Here is a 20,302-nt window from a genome sequence, read left to right as displayed (position 1 = left end):
CGTTCTTGAAACCTCCCATCAATCATAAAACGGCAGCTTAACTGTAATGTACAGCATTTGCTTATCTTTTTCGGCGCTGATCATGCCACCCATGCCGTGTACAAGCTTTCGGGAAATGTAAAGTCCGAGACCAGTGCCCTGACTGCTGCGGCTAGGGTCCGCGGTATGAAAGCGGTCAAAAATTCTGTCAATATCATTTGGCAAAGGAATCTCGGTTTCATTGCCAACCTTCACGGCATGAAAGCCGCCTTCCTCATAAAAGGATATGGTTACCGTCCCATGGGCGTATCTCAGCAGATTTTGAATCAAGTTATACAGCACCCGCTGCAAAGCCATTGGATCAGCGCGGACTCCCGGAGGATTCGCAGCATCCTGGATATCCAGCTCCAAGTTTCTCCGATCAAATTCTTCAAAAAACCCTAGAAAGCATTCACAAACGGCATGTTCCAAATTCAGGCTCTGAATGTCATAACGATTCTCATTCAGCTCAAGGCGCGTCAATTCATAGAAGCGTTCGGTCAAACCCTGCAGCACCTTGACCGAATCCGAAATGATCCTATGATATTCCTGTTGTTTTTCCGGCGACGGTGCCTTTTCCAATAGCTGCAAATAGCCTGCTAATGAAGTGAGCGGCGTTCGCAAATCATGAGACAAGCCGGTAATGGACAGCCGGATATTCTGCTCAATGTCATTTACGCGCCTGAGTTGATTTTCATAAACGTCCACCATGCGGTTGATTTCAAGGACGGCTTTTGCCAACGCAGCGTCATGTTCTTCCAGGTATAACCTTTGTCCATAGCGCGCGCTCGCGGCGAGTTCCGGCATTTGATTAGCCAACCGTTTTATTTCCCGCCGTAACAGATAGAAACGCGTAGCGAAAATCAGGCACACACACGTCAATACACCGATCAGCCAGTACATGCCAGCACCCCCTATTCCGCAAGTCGGAACCCTACGCCCCAGATGGTCTTAATATGCTTATGAGGCGATGCGGCATTCAGTTTTGCCCTAAGATTGCTCACATGCACATTAATGGTTTTTTCATCTCCGCAAAATTCCTCATTCCATATGCTTTCGTAGATGTTCATCCGGCTGTAAACCTTGTGCGGATGACGCAGCAAGAGCTCTAAAATTTCAAATTCCCGCTGGGTGAGTGGAATCGAGCAATCGCCTGCCGTTACCACATATGTCTCCAAATTCAAATGGATATCGAGATAGGTTAGCATTGTAGCGGATTCGTTATCTGTATATACGGTAAATCGCCTAAGTTGCGCCGCAACCCTCGCCATCAATTCATCAATGTCAAAGGGCTTCGTCATGTAATCGTCCGCTCCTTGGGAGAGCAGCTTCAATTTGCTTTCTTTCTCTACTTTAGCGGACAGCACAATCACCGGCATATTCTCCCCTTTTCGGAGTTCGGCTAGCACCTCTTCGCCGGTTTTGCCCGGAAGCATCAGGTCAAGAATTACACATTTCCATGGCTTCATTGGAATCAAGAGGATTGCCTCGCTTCCGGAATATGCGCTTTCGGGACAGTAGCCCGCTCCGGTCAATGCCTCATGCAAGAGGCTGTTGATTGACGGATCATCTTCAATGACAAGAATTGGTTCGTTCATTCGGCATTAGCTCCATCTTTATTTGATGTCCGATTTGTTAAATATGATACAGCCTATTATACATGTGATCACGAAATAGGCAGCAGTGACGATAATACCTTTGGCGACAAAACTAGGGTCTCCGCTTAATTGACCAAACCCAGAAATATAATAGCCAGGCAAATACTCTTCCATATCTTCCAATCCCACTCTGCTTAAAAAACCTGGGAAAAACAACATAACGAGCATATATCCGAAGCCTAATATAATCGTCATTCCGAGGCTCCTGCTAACGAAAGCGAACATCGTAATTATGGCGGCATAGGTTAAATGGTACAGGACCTGCATGAAAAAATTCCAGGTGAAAAAGCTCGTAAATTCATTGATTGCCATATCGCCAAAGCCAAATACCGCGCTAAACCCAGCTGTCGCTACAATCGTGATCATAGCGTAAATAGCGGTTATGGCCACACATGCGGAAAACAGCTTGGACAAATAGACATGCGTTCTGTTTTTGCCAAGAGAAACAATATTTCTCATCGTGCCGTTTTGAAATTCTGAAGCAACGAAATATCCTACAAAAGCCGAGAGCCACAGCTGCAAGAGAAACGACCCATTGGCAGCCACCAAGACTCCGAGTTGACCTGGAAATGGCGGTTCTCCCGTAGTCGTGTATTGCCCTAATACTTGAATCACAGTTTGCGCGGTGACGCATGCAAGGATGATGGCGAGCACTTTGCCACGAAGCAATTTGTACCATTCAGCATAAATCAGTGACGTCATGCATTCATCCCTCCCGTCAGATTCAAGAAATATTCTTCCAGCTTTTGTTCCGTAACAGCAATGCTTTCCACCACAATCCCCTGACGGACTAGCAACGTATTCATTTCGCCGGTCCGTTCAATCTGCTCGCGGACCCAAAGCTCGTTAGTCGAAACGGCCTGGCAATCGTTTACACCGAAGTTTTCCTTCAACAATGCGATGGCTTTCGCGGCATCCTTCGTTACTATTCGGATGTGCTGACGTGATTCAAGCGCCAATTCCTCCGCGGAAAGCTGCTTGATAAGCCTGCCTTTATCGATAATTCCGTAATGGGTGGCAACCTGCGCCAGTTCGTCCAGCAGATGGCTGGATACGAGCAGGGTAAGTCCTCTTTCCCTCGCGAGGCGTCGCAGCAGTTCCCTTGTCTCGATGATGCCTTTGGGGTCAAGGCCGTTAGCTGGTTCGTCCAGAATCAAAAACTCAGGATTGGGGATCAGAGCGATTGCCAACGCCAGCCTCTGCCTCATGCCGAGGGAAAAGTTTTTCGCTTTCTTGTTGCCCGTATCTGCCAGTCCGACAATATCAAGCGTCTTTGTAATGGCGCCTTTGTCTGGAACACCAGAGATGATCCGCTGAATTTCAAGATTTTGCACGGCGGTCAAGTTCGGATAAATAGCTGGTGTTTCAATCGATTGCCCAATTCGTCGCCTCCCGCGCTGCAATGCGTTTACTCCCGTTTGCCCGAATAATTCCAGCTCGCCGCTGGAGGGAGAAACAAGTCCGCAGACAACCCTCATAAAGCTTGTTTTCCCCGCTCCGTTTAAGCCGATCAGCCCGTAAATCTGGCCTCGCTTAATTTCAATGCTCACGTTATTTACAGCGTATGCGTTACCGTATTTCTTGCTCAGGTCTCTCGTCCGCAATACAAAATCACTCATACATTTTCTCCTTTTACATGTAGTATGAGCATAGAATAAAACACAAAAGCCAAGAAACAGCTTAGTAAAGATAAAGAAAATATAAAGAAAGCTAGATTCAATTCGCTCATCGAGGTTGAATATCTTTCTACATGTATAACGATTCAACGTATTCTTCTTATTTTTACGGTTTCCTAGCTGTTTTTCTGTTAGCACGCACTCTTGCTTCTAACATATCATAAACTCCTAGTACATATCCTTTCTTCATATGTCCACATCGACCTATTTCTAGCCCATACGTAAGAACAACCTCTTCAGCAAGGTATAAAAAATCGATAGCATGACATGCAAGTTTCATGGTAATTTATTATCGAGGTTTATTTTGTAAATAGTAAATTGTTAGATTGGGGAGAGGTTCTGAWGAAGTTTTTAATTTATTACACACCTGGAGATGCTTGGATTAGCGGTAGGCCTTCAAATCAACAGCCATATATTTTTCAACATGCTCTCTACATTCAAAATCTGTTTGACGCAGGGAAAATAATTCTTGCTGGTCCATTTGACGATCATTCTGGAGGAACTTCATTTATTGAAGTCAGCAGTGAAGCAGAAGCAAATGATGTTATGAATAATGATCCCCTTGTTATGAACAAAACAGTTACAGCTAAGTTGAGTCCTTGGGAGCCGCAATTCAATAAGTTTGAGAATTCCAGTCCCAATTATAACCGTGAGTTTTTTGCAGAACGAGGAATTATCATTTAGAGCTAATCCCTTCATGGTAGACTGTTCTGCTTCTTTTTGTGTTTTAAAATGATAATCCCATGGCCTGAAAAACGAGCAAGGAATGTTCTTGAGAAGCGACAACGGTCGCCTTTGTATCCGGATTACACCCTATGAAAATTGTTCTAGGAATCTGGATACAACAGCGCTCGGAAGAATATTCCCTGCGCAGTTTATGATTAAGGCAGGGACTGAAAGAAAGAAGGGCATCCCACGTCATTTTAGAATGACTTTTTGGGACGCCCTCTAAATCCTCCATCATCCATAAAAACACTAATCATCTATTCCTTTTCCATTGAGAATATGCACGAAATATTTTTCAACCCTCGACTCCCGGGTTTTGGATTGCTTGGCAGATGTGAAATAAAGAAGGTATGCTCTTTGCCGTCCCGGCGTCAATGCTTCAAAAGCCGTTTTTAAGTCGGGAATTTCAACAAATTTGTTTTCTAACTCCTCTGGTATGCGGTATTCCGTATTCTTTTTATACTCCACTTGTAAGCCGGCTTTCTCCACTGCAATGGCTTCATCGATATATGACTTCAAAATAAGCTGCATTTCATCTATGGCTTGAGYATTGGTGAACCGAATTTGACGTGCTGCCTGAACATTCTCCGTTTGTTGGACTAGAATTCCATGGGGATCTTTTAACAACGCGCCTTTGTGAAACAGAAGCGCACAGTAATCCTTAAAACCATGAATCAAAACGATGTTTTTATCGTCAAACGTGTAACAAGGATGCATCCATTTAAATTCCTCGGTCACCCCGCAGTCAAGAACGATCTGCCTGAGCAGTTCGAATTCTTCCTTCCACTTCTTAAGCTTCCTAAAATAGGGATCAATTTTAGAATTCTTTTCACCTTTTGCCGTCAAGGTACCACCTTCTTCATTGTTATAACTTGCTGGAAAAACGATATTACCTCTTCACATTTCCGCACCATTTGCGTCAGCCAAACTTAGCCCTGTTTCGTGTTTTTGCATTTGATATTCCAGTTTGCCCGAAAAGAAGGTCAAGCTTCTTCTTCCTCTTCTAATAATTGCTTTAAATGCAGCATATTCGCACTCCAGAACTTGCTGTAGAATGCTACCCAATCTTGAATTTCTTTGAGTGGAGTCGTATTTAGCTTAAATCTCGTTTCCCTGCCGACTTTTCGGTCAAGGACCAGACCAGCCTCTTTAAGAATGTTCAAATGCTTGGATACCGCTGTTCGGCCCATTTCAAACTGTGTCGTTAATTCATAAAGCGGTATCTCCTCCGCCTCTGCTAACAGACGAATGAGTCGGCGCCTAGTTGGATCTGCAATGGCGTCGAACACATCCCGCTTCTCATTGTTCCCGCTCACTGCAATCCCTCCATTTTTTATTGTAGTCAACCTTGGTGATACAAAGGGAGGTTCATTAGTTTCTCCGTTTCCCTAAATCATTGAAAAATTGCTTATTGGACACCATTTAGTGACACTTTAATTATGGACACCTTACAGTATCGTGTCAAGGGCGTTACCATCTATGAAATCGGACGGTACGATAATATAAAGGTTATACGACCATCTATCATGCAATAGAATGCCAATACAGAACTTGAAACGCATGAAAATGCTAATCACTCATCGAAAGATGCATTCTACATCGATACCAATCCATGTATACTGTTTCTATTATATAGCTGATATGATTAACAACGGTTCGGAGGTATGCATGGACATGAATCCAAATGTTACTTTAATAGGAAAAACTATAAAACTCGTTGCCTTGGAATCTATACATCTTGAAGAGCTGCTTGAAACACTCAATAATCCACGAATATGGGAATTTACCTGGAGAAAGAATGCAACTTACGATGACATTAAGCATTTACTCGATCAAGCTATTCAAAGCAAGCTTCATGGTACCCAACTCCCTTTTGTTATCGTCGAAGTCTTATCAGGCAAAATGATTGGTACCACGAGAATCGGTGATATCGATAAGCTCAACCAAAATGCGGAAATCGGCTGGACCTGGCTTTCGCCGGCTTATTGGCGTACAGGTGCAAATACGGAATGTAAGTTTTTACTGTTGCAATATTGCTTCGAGCAACTGACTCTGGTACGCGTGCAATTTTCCGTTAGCGGCAATAACACAAGGTCTCAGCGAGCATTAGAACGAATCGGGGCAATTAGAGAAGGTGTTTTTAGGAAGCATAGACGGGATAGAGAAGGTAGATTTCATGACAATGTTTTTTATAGCATTACTGATAGCGACTGGCCTGAGGTTAAAAGCACGCTTGAGCATATTATCCATATCAAATACGAATGAAGGCATACTACAAAACGGGTACCCCACTCTCAACATTTCTAAATAGTGTCGAGAGTGAGGTACCCGTTTAATTGCCATGTCCCATCTATTGAAGCTGTTTGGATCAATTAAAAATCAGGTCATCGTTACGGGCAATATGGTTCCATCTTCGCCGAATCTCATGCGGTCTACGCATAATACTCGATGGTTTCGGTCAGTTTCAGTGAGCGGCCTGCGATGGTATGCGATATACCAATCGTCCGAGCCTGTCCCTTGAAAAACGCCATGATGGCCAGCTCCCGTGGCTACGTTGGGGTCCTGCTGCAACATTTTCCCGACTCTTTCAAACGGACCAAGAGGCGAATGCGAACATGCATAGGCCACAGAATAATCTGGACCTCCCCATCCCCCCTCAGCCCACATGAAGTAATAAAGCCCGCCTCGCTTCATCATGCACGGACCCTCTACGTATTGTTCAGGCGTGATTTCTTTATAGGTCGACCCGTCCTCAAGTTGATCAAGAGAGACCATATCTTCGTTAAGCCTCACAACGTTGCAATGCCCCCAGCCTCCATAATACAAATAGGCAGTACCGTCATCGTCTATGAAGACATGCGGATCGATGGGCTGGGCCCCGTAGTGGAATCGATCAATGAGCGGTTTTCCTATCGCATCGTAGAAAGGACCTTCCGGTCGGGAGGAGACAGCTACTCCTATACCGCCATATTCATGATCGCTTTGGATATCATTCGCGCAGAAGTAGAGATAATATCGGCCATTCCTCTCAATAGCCGATGGTGCCCACAAGGCACGCTTCGCCCACTCAATTCGTCCGATATCCAAAATATTCGCTGCTTTTGTCCATGTAATCAAATCATCGGAATGAAAAGCGTCAAAAAAGGTTTGTTCGTCATATGGCGCTGAATAAGTCGGATAAATCCAATAGCGTCCTTCAAAATTTCTTCCTTCCGGATCCGCATACCATCCGGGTACGATCGGATTGATCGCAGCCCGCTCTCCCGCTTCTGCGGAATGTTCGTTCATTGTCATTTCCATCCCCCTTAACCCGCTAATGGCTATACAGATGTTTGTTGTCCGCTTCTGTCATCCAGACCTGCATAAATCCTGGCTGCCGATTGTCCCAAGCGTAATAAGGGATCATCCGATAAGGCTTTTCGCCAGACTTTGCGCTGCTGACTGCTAATGTCGTCAATCCTCCCAGCAGCTCAAGGCAATGTTCCACATAAATACCTCCGCGCGGTGAAATTGTGAAACGATCGTATGACAAATCCGGATTATCCTGCTGCTCTAAGCAATACACGATTGGCCCGCGCTGCAAAGCTACCCGGCCGCGATTTGCTTCGACTTCCGGCCTGGACCGAACCACCTCTACCGGCATGTCCAGCTCCATTAAGACTATGTCTCCTTGTAACCAATGACGACGCAGATCCAAATAGCCGTTCTCCGGAAGAACTATCGTCTGCTCGCCACCGACAGTTATACGGTAACCTTTGCACCAACCTGGCAATCGAAGGCGAACAGAGAAATCGCTCTCCGTCTCTGGAGTAACCGTTAGCTCGATAGACCCGTCCCATGGATAATTTGTTTTTTGTGTAACCTCAACCTTTTTCCCGCAGCCGGTCACTAGATTCGCATGACCGCCCACATATTGATTGACTGCGATTCCGTCACTGGTCGCGGCATACGCGTATTGCCCAATTGACGGGATGAATCGGACGAGATTAGTAGGGCAGCAGGAGGTATGGAACCATTCTACACGGTGATGCTCGCCTTGGGAAGCTAACGGATTCACATAAAAAAAACGGTCCCCGGACAACGATATGCCGGATAATGCGCCGTTATACAGCTCGGTCTCCACGAGATCGGCGTATTTCCCCTCCCCGAACAGCAGGTTCATACGATGGTTCCAGAACGCCATGGCGATCGCGGCACAGGTTTCGCAATAAGCCGATTCGTTCGGCAGATCATAATCATGCGTAAACCCTTCGTTGTGCACGGAAGGCCCGACTCCGCCTGTAACGTACATATTGCGCTCCACCGTGTGGGACCATACCCGCTGAAGCGCCCCTACATAAGCGGGATCTCCTGACACGCGTACAACATCGGCCATTGCAGCATATAAATACATCGCCCGAACGGCATGTCCGGTTACCTTCTCAATGTCGCGAACGGGAACATCGTCCTGACAATATGCCGGCCCCCATTCTGGCTTGTTCCAAATCTCTCCTTGTCCATGACCATGTCCGCGTTCTTCAAGCAACCATAACGCAAGCTTCCAGTAGCGTTCTTGCTTTGTCGCCTGATAGAGCTTGACTAATGCCAGCTCAATTTCCTCATGCCCTTCTGCCCAGTGCCGTTTGCCTGGTCCGAACATGCTGTCATAATGATCGGCCAGCCGACAAGCGACGTCGAGCAGAGCCCGTTTTCCTGTCGCTTCGAAATAAGCGACAGCCGCTTCAATGAGATGTCCGCCATTGTACATTTCATGCTTTTCCATATCGGACCACTTCAGCTCAGGAGCGCACACCGTAAAGTACGTGCTTAAGTAACCATCCGGCTCCTGCGCAGCTCGAATTTTCTCGATTATCATGTCCAGCTCGGCTTCAAGCTTAGAGTCACGCTCCAACATAAGCGTATAAGCAGCGCCTTCTATGACCTTATACACGTCAGAATCGTTGTAATACATCCCCTCGTATTCGCCCTCCATCAATCCAGCCGCTTTGGAGAAATTCGCAATCCTTCCGGTCGCTTCGCATTGGTCTAAGCAGGTTCTGACCGTCGTTTTTTTCAATACCTCCAAGCGTGGCCGCCAAAACGCATCCTGGATCTCCACGCTCGTAAACGGAACGCCCTGCCAGTGCTTCTGTACCTGTTCAGTCATTGACATTTGTCTCTGCCCTCTTTCCTCGCTAAATCTAAATTCTACTGCTTATCCTTTCAATCCGGTCAGCGTAATGYCTTCGAGAAAATATTTCTGGCCGACCAGAAAAACGATGACGCAGGGCAGCACGACTGCCGCCGAAGCGGCCATCAGCAAATCCCATTGCGCCGTATAGGTGCCCTGAAACATCTGAAGGCCGATTGCCAGCGTGAACAAGCTGTCGCTTTTCAAATATATTAAAGGTCCCATGAAGTCATTCCACGTACCCAGGAAGCAGAACAAGGCAACGACGATAATGGCCGAACGGCTTAATGGGAAGATGAGCGACCGGTATATTTGGAAATATGTCGCGCCGTCCACAAAAGCCGCTTCATCAAAGTCTCTTGGAATGGTCAAATAGAACTGCCGCAGCAGGAAAATATTGAAAATACCACCGCCAAAATAAGCGGGGACGATTAGCGGATAATACGTGTCATAAAATCCGAGCATTTGCCAGCCTAGAAAGCTTGGAATAAGGGTGACTGCCGCAGGAAGCATCATGCTGGTCATCAGAATGCCGAACACGGTATCCCTGCCGCGCCAATCAATTCTCGAGAATCCAAACGCCGCAACGCTACTCGTTAGTACCGTCCCCGCTATCGTGGATATGACGATGATGAAGGTGTTCGTGAAATAAGTCCCGAACGGAAGAATCGTTAGAGCCCTGTGGAAGTTATCCCAGCGGAAAGGCGAAGGAATCCATTCCGGCGGCATGGAGAATATTTGCGATAAATCCATTAGAGAGCTACGAATCAGCCACAAAAAAGGACCGAAGAACAAGACCGATACGAACAGCAGCATCGTATATCCGGCGGCAAGCGCAAGCCTCGATTGTTTCATGTGCGCCCCTCCCCTTCATAATAAACCCAAGATTTGGACGTTCTGAATACGATAAAAGTAAAGAACAAAATGATAATAAACAATACCCAAGCCAGCGCGGAGGCATATCCCATTTCCGTATCGCGGAACCCTGTTCTCCATAGGTAAAACACATAAAACAAGCTTTTATTGTTCGGCCCGCCCTGCGTCAGGATATAAGCTTCATTGAATACCTGGATGGAGCCGATAATGGTCATAATTGTGTTAAAGAATATCGTCGGAGAAACCATCGGGATCGTGATATGGCGAAGCTTGCTGTACCAGCCTCCTCCATCCACTTCGATTGCTTCATAATATTGGCGAGGAATTCCCGATAAGCCAGCGAGGAAAATAATGACCGTTCCCCCGATGCCCCAAAGTGTTGTCAATACAACGGATGGTATTACGCTTTGCTCCGAATACAGCCAATCGCTCTCGGGAAGATGGAACCATCTAAGCACCGAATTGACAAGCCCGAGATCCGGATTGAGCAGCCACATCCAGATCATGGCTGACGCGACGGCCGGCACGATACTGGGTAAATAAATAATCGTCCGGAAGATGGCTCTGCCCTTTACGTTCATATTCAATAGCAAGGCAATGAAAAAAGAGAGCAGAATGACGGCTGGCACGCGCAGCGCGACAAAATAAAACGTAACGCCTAAGGACTTGTAGAAAAACTCGTCTTCTCCCGAAAAAAGCGTTGTATAGTTATCGAAACCGATGAACGAGGTTTGATCCTTAAATACAGAGTAATCCGTGAAGCTCAGTACCATGCTGGCAATCATGGGACCGAGAGTAAAGATAATAAACCCGATAATCGCGGGCGACGTGAACAGCAGCCCATAGAACAAGCCTTTCCTCATGTTTGCCTCCAATCCGATACCCATAGCTAAAGAGAACGGCGATTTCTCCATGCAATCGCCGCTCTTTAGTTGTTGTATCAGCCCTCTGTTAATTTGCTATGTCACGGCGTCCTTTTACTTGCTCCTGAGCTTTGGCCGCGATGCTATCCATCGCTTCCTGTGCCGATTCTTTGCCTAGCCACACTTTATCCAGTGCAGGATTGACGACATCCATAATTTTATTGAAATTTTTCACATAACCCGTAGGCGTTTGATGGCTATGGTTCAGCAGCACGTCAATGACGGCGTCCTTATATCCTGACGGGCGGGAAGCAAGTCCTTCCGTCCATTTGGCAAGCAAGGTCTCATCGGTATACCAGTCTCTTGCCGCAGGCATCCATGTACCTGCCTTAATCATATCTATCGAAGCTTCGGGTTCAATCAATGCCTTAACCAATTCCCAAGCCTCTTCAGGGTGTTCGGAAGACTTGAAGATGGAGAACATTGCGCATACCACTGTCGTCATCGGCTCCTTCATTACCGGCAGCACGCCAACGTTGAAATTGAAATTCGATTTGGCGAGTGCAGAGCTCGCCCATTGACCGTCAATCGCCATGGCTACCTTTTTCGTTTGCAGCGCAACGTTAGTCGATGGGATGTTTTTGGCTTGTACAGGAGAAGGGGAGACATGATGCACATTGATCAGATCAGCCATCTTCTGTAACGCTTCCACCGCTTCCGGCTGATTGAGCGCAAAGGATTGTCCGTCCTGCGAAACAAAATCTCCGCCGTTTGAGTAAATAAAATTACTATAGCTGCCCCACCAGGTCGGAAGATTAAGCCCGTACTGTTTAATATTTTTGGGATCAAAGCCGTCCTCAGTGGCGTTTTTTCCATTCGAGTCAAGCGTCAGCTGCTTGGCAACCTCCACGAACTGATCCCAGCTCCACGCTTCCGACGCTTTGCTAGGCGGAGGCTCGATTCCGAGCTCCTTGAACACATCTTCGTTGTAAAATAAAGCGAAGGTCTCAGGGCCTGGAGCGATACCGATTACGTTGCCCGGTTCGAGTGAATACGTAATGTTGGGAACGAGGCTGCTTTCGTTCATATCCGAATCCGTAGCCAGAAAATCCTGAAGATTATAGAACTTGCCTTGTTCAGCGAGCGGATAAGCAATGCTTCCCGATTCCATCATAGCGATGTCCGGAACGTCGTTGCCGGCCACCATCGTCGTTAGCTTCGTATCGTAATCCGCAGCAATATGCTGAAGTTCCACCTTGATATTGGTATGCTCCGCTTCGAATTTCTGAATGACGTTTTTATAAGGCTCTACTTCTTCTGGCGCTCCCCATACAGTCAAACGCAGTGTAATCGATTCCTTGCCGGCATTGCCGTCCGCCGAGCTCGCAGCGCCTCCGGCAGCCTCACTTCCATTGCTGGAATCAGACTTGCTGCATGCGGATAATACAGTCATGATTAAAAAAAGCATAAGAATAAACACGGTTGCTATTTTCTTTTGTCCCATTATATTTCCGTCCCCTTTCATTGCTTAGCCCATGATTCATAGCTGCAGTCTATGATGAACTCATTATAAGCTGCAAAATAACGCTTACATAACCCGAATGTCATTAGAAAGGTGGACTATCGTTGGAACTCAGTGGCATTTTGACCACAATCCTTGTCCCGTGTCCCAGCGATGACGTAATGGAAACCTCGGCTTTCTCGCCATATTGCATCCGAATGCGGGCAATCGTGTTTTTAATGCCGATTGACGCGGTTTCCTTATTCAGAATCGTATCAATCATCTCCGCGCTCATCCCTTTTCCGTTATCCGAAACCTCATAAAAGCGCGCTCCGTCCTTGATCCAACCGCCAATGCGGATAAGCCCGCCTGTCTCGATCTCGCTGAATCCGTGCAGAATCGAGTTTTCGACGAACGGCTGGAAGATCAGTCTCGGCAATTTGTAATGATAAAGGACCGGATCAAAGTCTCGGGAAACCGTAAATTTCTCCTCGAAGCGGGCAAGCATAATATAAAAATAGTTGTTCATCCATTCGATCTCTTCCGATAGCTGGACTGCCCCCCACTCCTTGCGGGAGGTGTAATGCAGCATGTTGGACAAGCAGACGAGCATTTTGCTTAGTTCCTTCTGGTTATTTTCAATCGCGGTCCAATTCATGACGTTTAACGTATTGTACAGAAAATGAGGATTCATCTGCCTGTTCAGAGCCTGAATCTCCGCTTCCTGCTCTTTCAGCTTGATTTCATACACTTCCGTCACTAATGAGCCAATGCGCCCGTTCATCCGATTGAAACGCTGAAGGAGCAGCCCGAACTCGTCATTCGAGCTGACGCTGACTCGAGTCTGAAAGTCGCCTTCACCGACCGATCGCATGGCGCTCATCAGCTTTTTGATCGGATTAGTGATTTTTCCGGAAATAAAGTAAGCCAGCGCAAGCGCAACGATTGCCATGATGACCGCAAGGAGCACCGTCGACATCCGGATAATCGGAACGAGACCGCCAATCAAAGCAGATTCCGGCGTCATGACGACGGACAGCCATCCCGTTACCTGCGATCTGTCGAAGCAGACAATCATGCTCTCTCCGTCCAGTGTTATCCTTTTCGTTCCGCTTCCCGCGGGCTGCAGAACCTGAATCCACGACTCGTCATATATTTGGGCAATACGCTGCGTATCATCGCTCGCAACTACACGGTTATTCGAATCCAGTACGAGATAACGGGAATTGGTCGGTATGCTGTTAACAAATAACGACTGCAAGGCTTCATATTTGAAGCTGATCGTCAGAATCGGCCGCTCGATGTTTTCGTCCAGCTTCCTCAAGTTCGAATTATTCAAATATGAAAAATCCAGTAAGCGGGTAGCGGAAAATAAATAACGGAAATCAAGATTCCCTTCGGACAGATAAGGTTGGTTGTACATTTCAACAAAATCATACGTTGGGTACCATACCAATTTGCCTCCAGCTTTCTGCGCAGCTCGGTAAATATCAGACTCCGCAGGGTTTCCCTGCGGGAGCTGCTGACCAAAGGTGAAATAGGATGTCCACAATTGATACGCATACACATCGCCCATTTGCGAGAAATAATTGCGAAGCACTTCCGATACCAAACGGTCTGCTGCAAGCAGCTCGGCCTCGTCACCCGGATTTAACGTATTGAACACATTAAACAACCCTTTATCAATGAACAAGGCCATGCTGTTCTGATCGATAATTCGCAGCTTCGTGTCCATGACCTCGTTGTTTTTTTTCACAATCTCGTACACATACTTCTGCGCCTGATCGGTGACGACCTGAAGGCTTGTCTGATAAAACAATGTGCCGAGTACAAGCAGCGGAATGGCAATCAGCAAAATGTAGCTGGCAAGCAGTCTGAATCGAAAAGTCAGCCTCATCCCATGTCGCTCCTCTGTGACGTCATATGCTTGTATGATGCCGGGGACATGCCGTGATGCTTTTTAAACACTCGGCAAAAATATTTGGTATCCGAATAACCGCATGCAGAAGCAACCTCGTAGATTTTCCGGTTTGCGTTAAGCAGGCTTTGAGCTTTGCGCATTCTCGCTTCGACTAGATGATCGGAGAAGGTTCGGCCTGTCTGCTGCTTGATCCATGTGCTGAAATAGGACGGGTTAAAGAAGAAGCGCTCCGCTGCTCGCTCTAACGTTAATTCCTCCTGCACATGCTCCTCGATCCATCTCAAGCAATCCTCTGCAAGAATCACATCCTTCTCTGATTGGGAAGGCTGGATCGCAGAATAGACATCTCTCAGACGAAGCTCCAGCAGCTCCAAGATCTCTTCAAAAGATTGGCAAGCTGGCACTTCTATTGCCGCCGAGTTGGAGAGAACGCTTCCAATTTGCTGGTCTACCAGGTTACGGGTTCTGCTTTTAAGCTTAATCAAGGTCAGTACCGCACTTTCTTTAATTAAAGCCGGGTTTGTATGACCATTCGAGGCGAGGCTGTAGAAAGCTACCTGACATTGTTCCTCCGCCGCTGTCAGCTCGCCGCATTGCAGATGCTTATACAGCTTCTCGGTATCCAACGAGAGCATCTCGTTTGGGCTTAGCAGTTCGTCATAGAAGACTACGCCGTTCCAACACTCATAGAAGCTGTAGCTACGCGCGGTTTGAGCGTATCGATAAGCCATCGCTCCTTCAGCTTGAATCGATTGACATTTCGTTCCTATGCCATGGGATATTTGGCCATACATGCTCCAGCACGATTCCAGACGCTCGGCATGGGAGCGGATGTCTGCACGCTGTATAGCTGTAAGACCGTCAGGTGTAAGAATAATCGTAATTGCTCGCACGAAGCTCTCAGCAAGCGTATTGGGCGAAAAAGAGAATGCCTCTCCGACATTCGACCAGCACTGCTTCAAGCTGCTTAGAAATGCATCGGAATCAAAGCTTCTTCTTTTGTCCGCATCGACTGCTATTTCCGTAAACACGATAATGCCTTCACCGTTCAATCCTTCGATCTGATCCATCTCGGCAAGCTCATCTGGCGTCAGATCGCCGTTCAGCCATTTCACTAGCAGGCGATTACGGTATGCTGACAGGGTTAAGCTCAACTTTTGTTTCAATGCCTCCGATTCCGAATGCTGCTGCGATTCCATGTCCAGCTCGGCTTCGATCCGGCGAAGCAGCTTTTCAACTTGATCGCTATCCACTGGCTTCAATACATAGTCATAAGCACCGTGATGAATGGCCGCTTGGGCATATTCGAATAGATTATATGCCGTAACCATGACAACCTTTGGCTTATGGCTCTCGCCCTGAAGCAGCTTCAGAAATTCAAGGCCATCCATGTTCGGCATGCGAATATCGGTAAGCACCATGTCAGGCTTCTCCGATCGAATGAGCTCAAGCGCAATGGCTCCATCTTTGGCGACTAGAATCTTGTCCTCCGGTCTGAAGGACAATATCAGGTTCAACATACCTCTGCGATGCCTCGGCTCATCGTCCACGATTAGTATTTTCATCTTGATCCGTCCTCCTTTAATTCCCTAAATACTCTCATTATAAAGAAGAGGATCGGTTAAAAGAAGGTCATTTTATTTGGAAAGGTGGACTTTCATTGGATGGCGCACTCCCCGAGCGAATCTTTAATGGCACTTTTTTAGTCTTTATATGGCACGCAATTTGCGATGCACCTCAGCTTTCACGGGTTCAAGGAGTTGATGGAGAATGCTACAAATGATCAGTCATCGGAATACTTTTCTAAATGTAGAGCATTCTAAATGAAAAATAATGGATGTGACTGATATGCATACGGTTTGGAAAGGCGTGATCAGCTTTGGCCTGGTACATGTGCCTGTGAAAATGTTTACCGCAACAGAAGACAAGGACGTTCATTTCCGGAGCCTGCATAAGGATTGTGGCATGCCGGTCTCCTACGCGAAAACATGCAGGCATTGCAATAAAGAAATTGTTCCTGAAGAAATCGTTAAAGGCTTTGAGTATGAGAAAGATAAATATGTGATTATTAAAGAAGAAGAGCTCGACAGCATCAAGGACGAAGCCGAGAAAACAATAAAGATATTGGATTTTGTTGATCTTCACGACATTGATCCCCTCTATTTTCAAAAAGCTTATTACCTCACTCCCGATATGACAGGCGCTGGAGCCTATACCTTGCTGCTGGAGGCGATCAAGCAGACAGGCAAAATTGGCATAGCCAAAATATCCATACGCAGCAAAAGCAGCCTAGTAGCAATCCGAGTCGTCGATAACTGTATTTGCTTGGAGACGATGTATTATCCGGATGAGATACGCGCTATCTCTCAAGTCCCCAATCTACCCATGCAAACGGTTGTAAACGAAAAGGAACTCGGAATGGCCAAAGCTCTCGTGGAGCAGCTTAGCGAGAAGTTTGAACCTAACAAATATACGGACGATTACCGCATAGCCTTGCTTGAATTAATTGAACAAAAGGTTGCAGGTGAAAGCATAGATGTCGTCACTGCTCCTTCTGCAAAAGGAAAATCGAATGTCATTGATCTTCTGGCTGCTTTGCAAGCAAGCTTAGACGCAACGAAGCCTTTGCCCGACACATCCCCTCCCAAGAGGAAACGAAAAAGCACCGCAAAGTCAAAGGATAACGTATCATGACAGCTGTAATGGAGCTTCCAGGTGTTCCGATGGCGCCCATCACATCTCCTGATATACCTACGGGTCCTGATTGGGTCTATCAAATCAAATGGGACGGTGTGCGCACCTTAATCAGACTCGACGGCGAAGGCGGGGTCGAAATCTTTTCAAAGCGCCTAGAGCCACGTAACGCTCGCTTTCCAGAAATCGTAGAATTGCTAAGCCCATTGCGAATCGGAGCTTGCTTGCTGGATGGGGAAATCGCATACTTTGATGGCACTAGGCCAAACTTTCATCGCGTTCGTGTCGGCATAAACCGTAAGAAATATGATGATAACCTTATATTCGTTGCATTCGATATGCTCTACGATGAAGGACAAGATATTCGGCCTCTCCCCTTCAAAGAGCGATTTGAGCGACTTACCGCTAAGCTTCCAGAGAAGCAGCCACGCCTATTTGTTACTGATCTGGTTTTCGACGGTCCAGCACTTTGGGATTGGGTAAATACCCGGGAGTGGGAAGGCATTATCTCCAAAAAGCTTGATAGCCCATATGTAGAAGCTAAAAAACATCGGTACTGGTTTAAAAAACGGAAAGAAGTACGAATCGTTGCGGATGTCGTAGGGATAAAACTCAAAGCAGGTTATGTGTCAAGTCTGGTTTTAAGGTTCGAGGATCGTTACATCGGCCATGTATCGGGATTAGATGCGGCATCTAAAAAAGTGCTGGCGCAATTCATGGAGCAGCATCCTGGAGATTGCCCTTTCCCTGCCCTTTCCGCTGGCATGAAGAAATCTGAAGTTAGCTGGCTCAGCGTTCCCTTCCCATGCAGGGTCACCGCTTTGGAATTTAGCGACTCTGGCTTACTTCGGCAGCCAAAGCTATTGGGATTCGGAAGCGGCAAGGAATGAGAGTTGGCGATAATGTGCGTGTGCGAGGGGCAAACAAAGTTGGGAAAGTCCGCAGTATTAAAGACAGAAATGTGGAAGTCGAATGGATTTTCGAAAAAATCATGAGTAGCGGAAGTTTTAAACACATTGTCGAATACGAGATTGACGATCTGGAAGGAGTTTAATGGATGCCGAAGCGAGAAACGTTAATGGTTACATGCATAGGCTGCAAACATGTCAATCAGATCCCGGTAGAGAACCTTTTAGATTACTCTTGCATCACTTGCGGTAAATCGTCTTTACTGATTAAAGAAACGGAACAAGAAGCATTGGTTAATGAGCTGGATGAAGCATCCAACGAAATGGATCGCGTTATCGGAAGTGTTGTCAATGGCCGCATGGACTCAGAAATGGCATCAGATTGGCTCGAACATGAATCTAGTCAAATTGTAGAAACGCTTGACAAAGCGAGGGAATTTTTAGAGGAAAGCGATGAAATTGATACGCGTGGTGTTTAAAATAAAAGATTAAACTAGCCCCAATGAGCAACGCAGCATTTCAGAGAATGCCCCTACACCATATAAAGTTTGTCACTCTCTTCTCAAATCTATATTTGTCATAGTAAACCAATGAAGAACCCTTATTAATGAAGGATTCTTCATTGGTTTTTCCCAAAAAACAGTGTCATTCATTCCTCGTTGGAAGCGACTTTGTACATCTCCCGATCTTCTAGTTCACCCATAACTTGTAGTCAATGTTTGCGTCAGACCAAGCAGGCCGGATGAGAGACTTATTTCCTAATATGATGCATTCCCGTCCGTTCCCCTCTATTCTTACTGAGCAGTTAAAATCACTGGTCCGTCCAGCGTGATTGCGATCGTATGCTCATATTGCGCTGACAACTTGCCATCGGCCGTTCTCGCCGTCCACTGATCGTCGTCGATCTTGATACGGAACGTACCTTCGTTGATCATCGGTTCAATCGTAAACACCATGCCTTCCTTTAACCGAATGCCTTTGCCGGCTGCGCCGACATGCTCGTAGCTCGGCTCCTCGTGCAGGCTCCGACCGATACCGTGCGCCAGCAGGTCGCGAACGACCGAATACCCATTCATTTCTGCATGCTGTTGAATCGCCGACGTAATGTCCCCGAGCCGACCCCCGGGAAGAGCCTGGGCGATCCCCAGATCCAAGCATTCCTTTGCCACCTTCATTAATTTTTGCGCCTCCGGCCGGATATTACCCACCGCATAGCACCAGCACGAATCGCCAAGCCATCCGCCGTATTCCACGACGATGTCGAGCTTCATCAAGTCGCCGTCCATAAGCGCCAGGTTCGAAGGAATGCCATGGGCCACCACATCATTAACCGAAATGCAGGTTTCGGCGGGGTAACCGTTGTACCCTTTCGTAAACTGCTTGCCGCCCAGCTTGGTAATATGTCTGGCAACAAAATCATTGATTTCCCTCGTGGTGATCCCAGGCTCGATCAGTTTGGCCACCTCGCGGTAGCAGTCCGCAATGATTTGGCTAGCCGGCTTCATCTCTTCAATTTCCCTTGGTGATTTTAAAATGATCATCTTTTGTTTATTCTCTCCTCAACCATTCTATAGTTTTAAAACCCGGGCGATATCCCTGGCCTCCTCGTGCAGTTTTCCGCAGCGAAACGAAATTGAAGCGCAGCCAACCAATGCGGCCAGCAGCATTTCCGCGCGCTGTAATTGATACGGCGGCTCCACCGCGTTCCCGCCAGAAGCGGCAGCTCCGTCCACCGCACGCCCGGTTTCCAGCAGAACGGCAAACGGCGCGAGCACCTCTCTGCGAAAGGCAGCCGTGAGCGGGGTAGACCGCGCTTCAGGCAGAGAGGCAAAGCCCTCACCGGCCAACTTATGCAGCAGGTACAAGCCGTGGTCCTCCGCCCAAAGCTGCATCAGTCGGACGCCGGCGACGGCGACGGCGCCAAGCTCTGCGGCAGCGGCCGTTTCGCGGTTTCCTCTTTGGGAATCCGCGTCAGCCGAGTTCCCCGTGTCCGCTGCAGCAGCCAAGCCAAATTGCCCACCCGCCAGAGCCTCCCTCGAAGCCGAAGCACGCGGAGCCTCCAACCATCCCCTGGCCCGCACCAAAGCGTCCCATAGCAGATCGTTGAGCAAATCGCCTTTATTGCTGTAATAATGGTAAACCGTGCCATATCCGAGTCCCGCCTGCGCAGCCACATCACGGATTTCCAATAAGGGCCCTTTATTCAAAAACACATCGGCAGCGGCTATACGGATTTGCGCCAGACGCCGCAGCCGGATCTCTTCATTTTGTTCCTTTGTGCGTGGAGTCAT

Annotated in this window: 20 protein-coding genes; 5 read left to right on the top strand and 15 right to left on the bottom strand. The window is 47.3% G+C overall.

Features of this window, described 5'->3' with window-relative positions:
• Nucleotides 1–18: 18 nt before the first annotated feature.
• The 4 genes from AB4Z29_RS16445 to AB4Z29_RS16430 are packed head-to-tail and all read right to left on the bottom strand — an operon-like array spanning nucleotide 19 to nucleotide 3,295.
• Nucleotides 19–921, bottom strand: coding sequence for a sensor histidine kinase (locus AB4Z29_RS16445; protein WP_441944114.1), 903 nt, complete (start codon nucleotides 919–921; stop codon nucleotides 19–21).
• 11 nt (nucleotides 922–932) lie between these two features.
• A complete protein-coding gene (locus AB4Z29_RS16440; protein ID WP_441944113.1) occupies nucleotides 933–1,616 on the bottom strand; it encodes a response regulator transcription factor in 684 nt (227 codons plus the stop codon).
• A gap of 18 nt (nucleotides 1,617–1,634) precedes the next feature.
• On the bottom strand, nucleotides 1,635–2,378 hold the full coding sequence (locus AB4Z29_RS16435; protein ID WP_441944112.1) for an ABC transporter permease: 744 nt from the start codon (nucleotides 2,376–2,378) through the stop codon (nucleotides 1,635–1,637).
• A complete protein-coding gene (locus AB4Z29_RS16430; protein WP_441944111.1) occupies nucleotides 2,375–3,295 on the bottom strand; it encodes an ATP-binding cassette domain-containing protein in 921 nt (306 codons plus the stop codon). Before AB4Z29_RS16430 ends, AB4Z29_RS16435 begins: the two co-directional genes overlap by 4 nt.
• A 375-nt stretch (nucleotides 3,296–3,670) precedes the next feature.
• Between AB4Z29_RS16430 and AB4Z29_RS16425 the strand changes: the two genes are divergently transcribed.
• Entirely contained in the window at nucleotides 3,671–4,036 is a 366-nt protein-coding gene (locus AB4Z29_RS16425) for a YciI family protein (protein WP_441944110.1), read from the top strand.
• Nucleotides 4,037–4,327: 291 nt separating this feature from the next.
• On the opposite strand, the gene AB4Z29_RS16420 is transcribed toward AB4Z29_RS16425, so the two are convergent.
• A complete protein-coding gene (locus tag AB4Z29_RS16420) occupies nucleotides 4,328–4,924 on the bottom strand; it encodes a YdeI/OmpD-associated family protein (RefSeq protein ID WP_441944109.1) in 597 nt (198 codons plus the stop codon).
• Nucleotides 4,925–5,061: 137 nt separating this feature from the next.
• Complete coding sequence (locus AB4Z29_RS16415; protein WP_441944108.1) at nucleotides 5,062–5,394, bottom strand: ArsR/SmtB family transcription factor; 333 nt, start codon at nucleotides 5,392–5,394, stop codon at nucleotides 5,062–5,064.
• A gap of 358 nt (nucleotides 5,395–5,752) precedes the next feature.
• Here AB4Z29_RS16415 and AB4Z29_RS16410 point away from each other — a divergent pair, with 358 nt between their 5' ends.
• A complete protein-coding gene (locus AB4Z29_RS16410; RefSeq protein WP_441944107.1) occupies nucleotides 5,753–6,343 on the top strand; it encodes a GNAT family N-acetyltransferase in 591 nt (196 codons plus the stop codon).
• A gap of 114 nt (nucleotides 6,344–6,457) precedes the next feature.
• Here the strand turns inward: AB4Z29_RS16410 and AB4Z29_RS16405 are convergent, their stop codons facing one another.
• From AB4Z29_RS16405 to AB4Z29_RS16375, 7 genes are all read right to left on the bottom strand, one after another.
• The gene (locus AB4Z29_RS16405) at nucleotides 6,458–7,372 is read right to left on the bottom strand and encodes a glycoside hydrolase family 43 protein (protein WP_441944106.1); all 915 of its coding nucleotides are present in this window, start codon (nucleotides 7,370–7,372) and stop codon (nucleotides 6,458–6,460) included.
• Between the two features lie 19 nt (nucleotides 7,373–7,391).
• On the bottom strand, nucleotides 7,392–9,230 hold the full coding sequence (locus AB4Z29_RS16400) for a glycoside hydrolase family 127 protein (RefSeq protein WP_441944105.1): 1,839 nt from the start codon (nucleotides 9,228–9,230) through the stop codon (nucleotides 7,392–7,394).
• A 42-nt stretch (nucleotides 9,231–9,272) separates the two neighbouring features.
• On the bottom strand, nucleotides 9,273–10,103 hold the full coding sequence (locus tag AB4Z29_RS16395) for a carbohydrate ABC transporter permease (RefSeq protein ID WP_441944104.1): 831 nt from the start codon (nucleotides 10,101–10,103) through the stop codon (nucleotides 9,273–9,275).
• Nucleotides 10,100–10,987 carry a carbohydrate ABC transporter permease gene (locus AB4Z29_RS16390; protein ID WP_441944162.1) on the bottom strand — a complete coding sequence of 296 codons (888 nt, stop codon included), beginning with the start codon at nucleotides 10,985–10,987 and terminating at the stop codon, nucleotides 10,100–10,102. Before AB4Z29_RS16390 ends, AB4Z29_RS16395 begins: the two co-directional genes overlap by 4 nt.
• 88 nt (nucleotides 10,988–11,075) lie before the next feature.
• Nucleotides 11,076–12,491 (bottom strand): ABC transporter substrate-binding protein, encoded by a 1,416-nt coding sequence (locus AB4Z29_RS16385; RefSeq protein ID WP_441944103.1) that lies wholly within the window; start codon nucleotides 12,489–12,491, stop codon nucleotides 11,076–11,078.
• A gap of 103 nt (nucleotides 12,492–12,594) precedes the next feature.
• Entirely contained in the window at nucleotides 12,595–14,385 is a 1,791-nt protein-coding gene (locus AB4Z29_RS16380; protein ID WP_441944102.1) for a sensor histidine kinase, read from the bottom strand.
• Nucleotides 14,382–15,974: a response regulator transcription factor gene (locus AB4Z29_RS16375; protein ID WP_441944101.1), complete on the bottom strand. Its 1,593-nt coding sequence runs from the start codon at nucleotides 15,972–15,974 to the stop codon at nucleotides 14,382–14,384. The genes AB4Z29_RS16380 and AB4Z29_RS16375 overlap by 4 nt, the downstream gene beginning before the upstream one ends.
• A 283-nt stretch (nucleotides 15,975–16,257) precedes the next feature.
• Between AB4Z29_RS16375 and ku the strand changes: the two genes are divergently transcribed.
• The 3 genes from ku (at nucleotide 16,258) to AB4Z29_RS16360 (ending at nucleotide 18,490) form a co-directional block, all read left to right on the top strand.
• Nucleotides 16,258–17,103 carry a non-homologous end joining protein Ku gene (gene ku / locus AB4Z29_RS16370; protein ID WP_441944100.1) on the top strand — a complete coding sequence of 282 codons (846 nt, stop codon included), beginning with the start codon at nucleotides 16,258–16,260 and terminating at the stop codon, nucleotides 17,101–17,103.
• Complete coding sequence (locus AB4Z29_RS16365; RefSeq protein WP_441944099.1) at nucleotides 17,100–17,993, top strand: ATP-dependent DNA ligase; 894 nt, start codon at nucleotides 17,100–17,102, stop codon at nucleotides 17,991–17,993. Before ku ends, AB4Z29_RS16365 begins: the two co-directional genes overlap by 4 nt.
• A gap of 167 nt (nucleotides 17,994–18,160) precedes the next feature.
• Nucleotides 18,161–18,490, top strand: a complete 330-nt coding sequence (locus AB4Z29_RS16360; protein WP_441944098.1) for a hypothetical protein — start codon at nucleotides 18,161–18,163, stop codon at nucleotides 18,488–18,490.
• A gap of 315 nt (nucleotides 18,491–18,805) precedes the next feature.
• Here the strand turns inward: AB4Z29_RS16360 and map are convergent, their stop codons facing one another.
• Both map and AB4Z29_RS16350 read right to left on the bottom strand, forming a co-directional pair.
• Nucleotides 18,806–19,552: a type I methionyl aminopeptidase gene (gene map / locus AB4Z29_RS16355; RefSeq protein WP_441944097.1), complete on the bottom strand. Its 747-nt coding sequence runs from the start codon at nucleotides 19,550–19,552 to the stop codon at nucleotides 18,806–18,808.
• A gap of 27 nt (nucleotides 19,553–19,579) precedes the next feature.
• The gene (locus tag AB4Z29_RS16350; RefSeq protein WP_441944096.1) at nucleotides 19,580–20,302 is read right to left on the bottom strand and encodes a TetR/AcrR family transcriptional regulator; all 723 of its coding nucleotides are present in this window, start codon (nucleotides 20,300–20,302) and stop codon (nucleotides 19,580–19,582) included.

Source organism: Paenibacillus sp. 2TAB23 (genome assembly GCF_052115165.1).
In the GTDB taxonomy this organism is placed as follows: domain Bacteria; phylum Bacillota; class Bacilli; order Paenibacillales; family Paenibacillaceae; genus Pristimantibacillus.
This window is presented reverse-complemented; position numbering and strand designations above follow the sequence as displayed.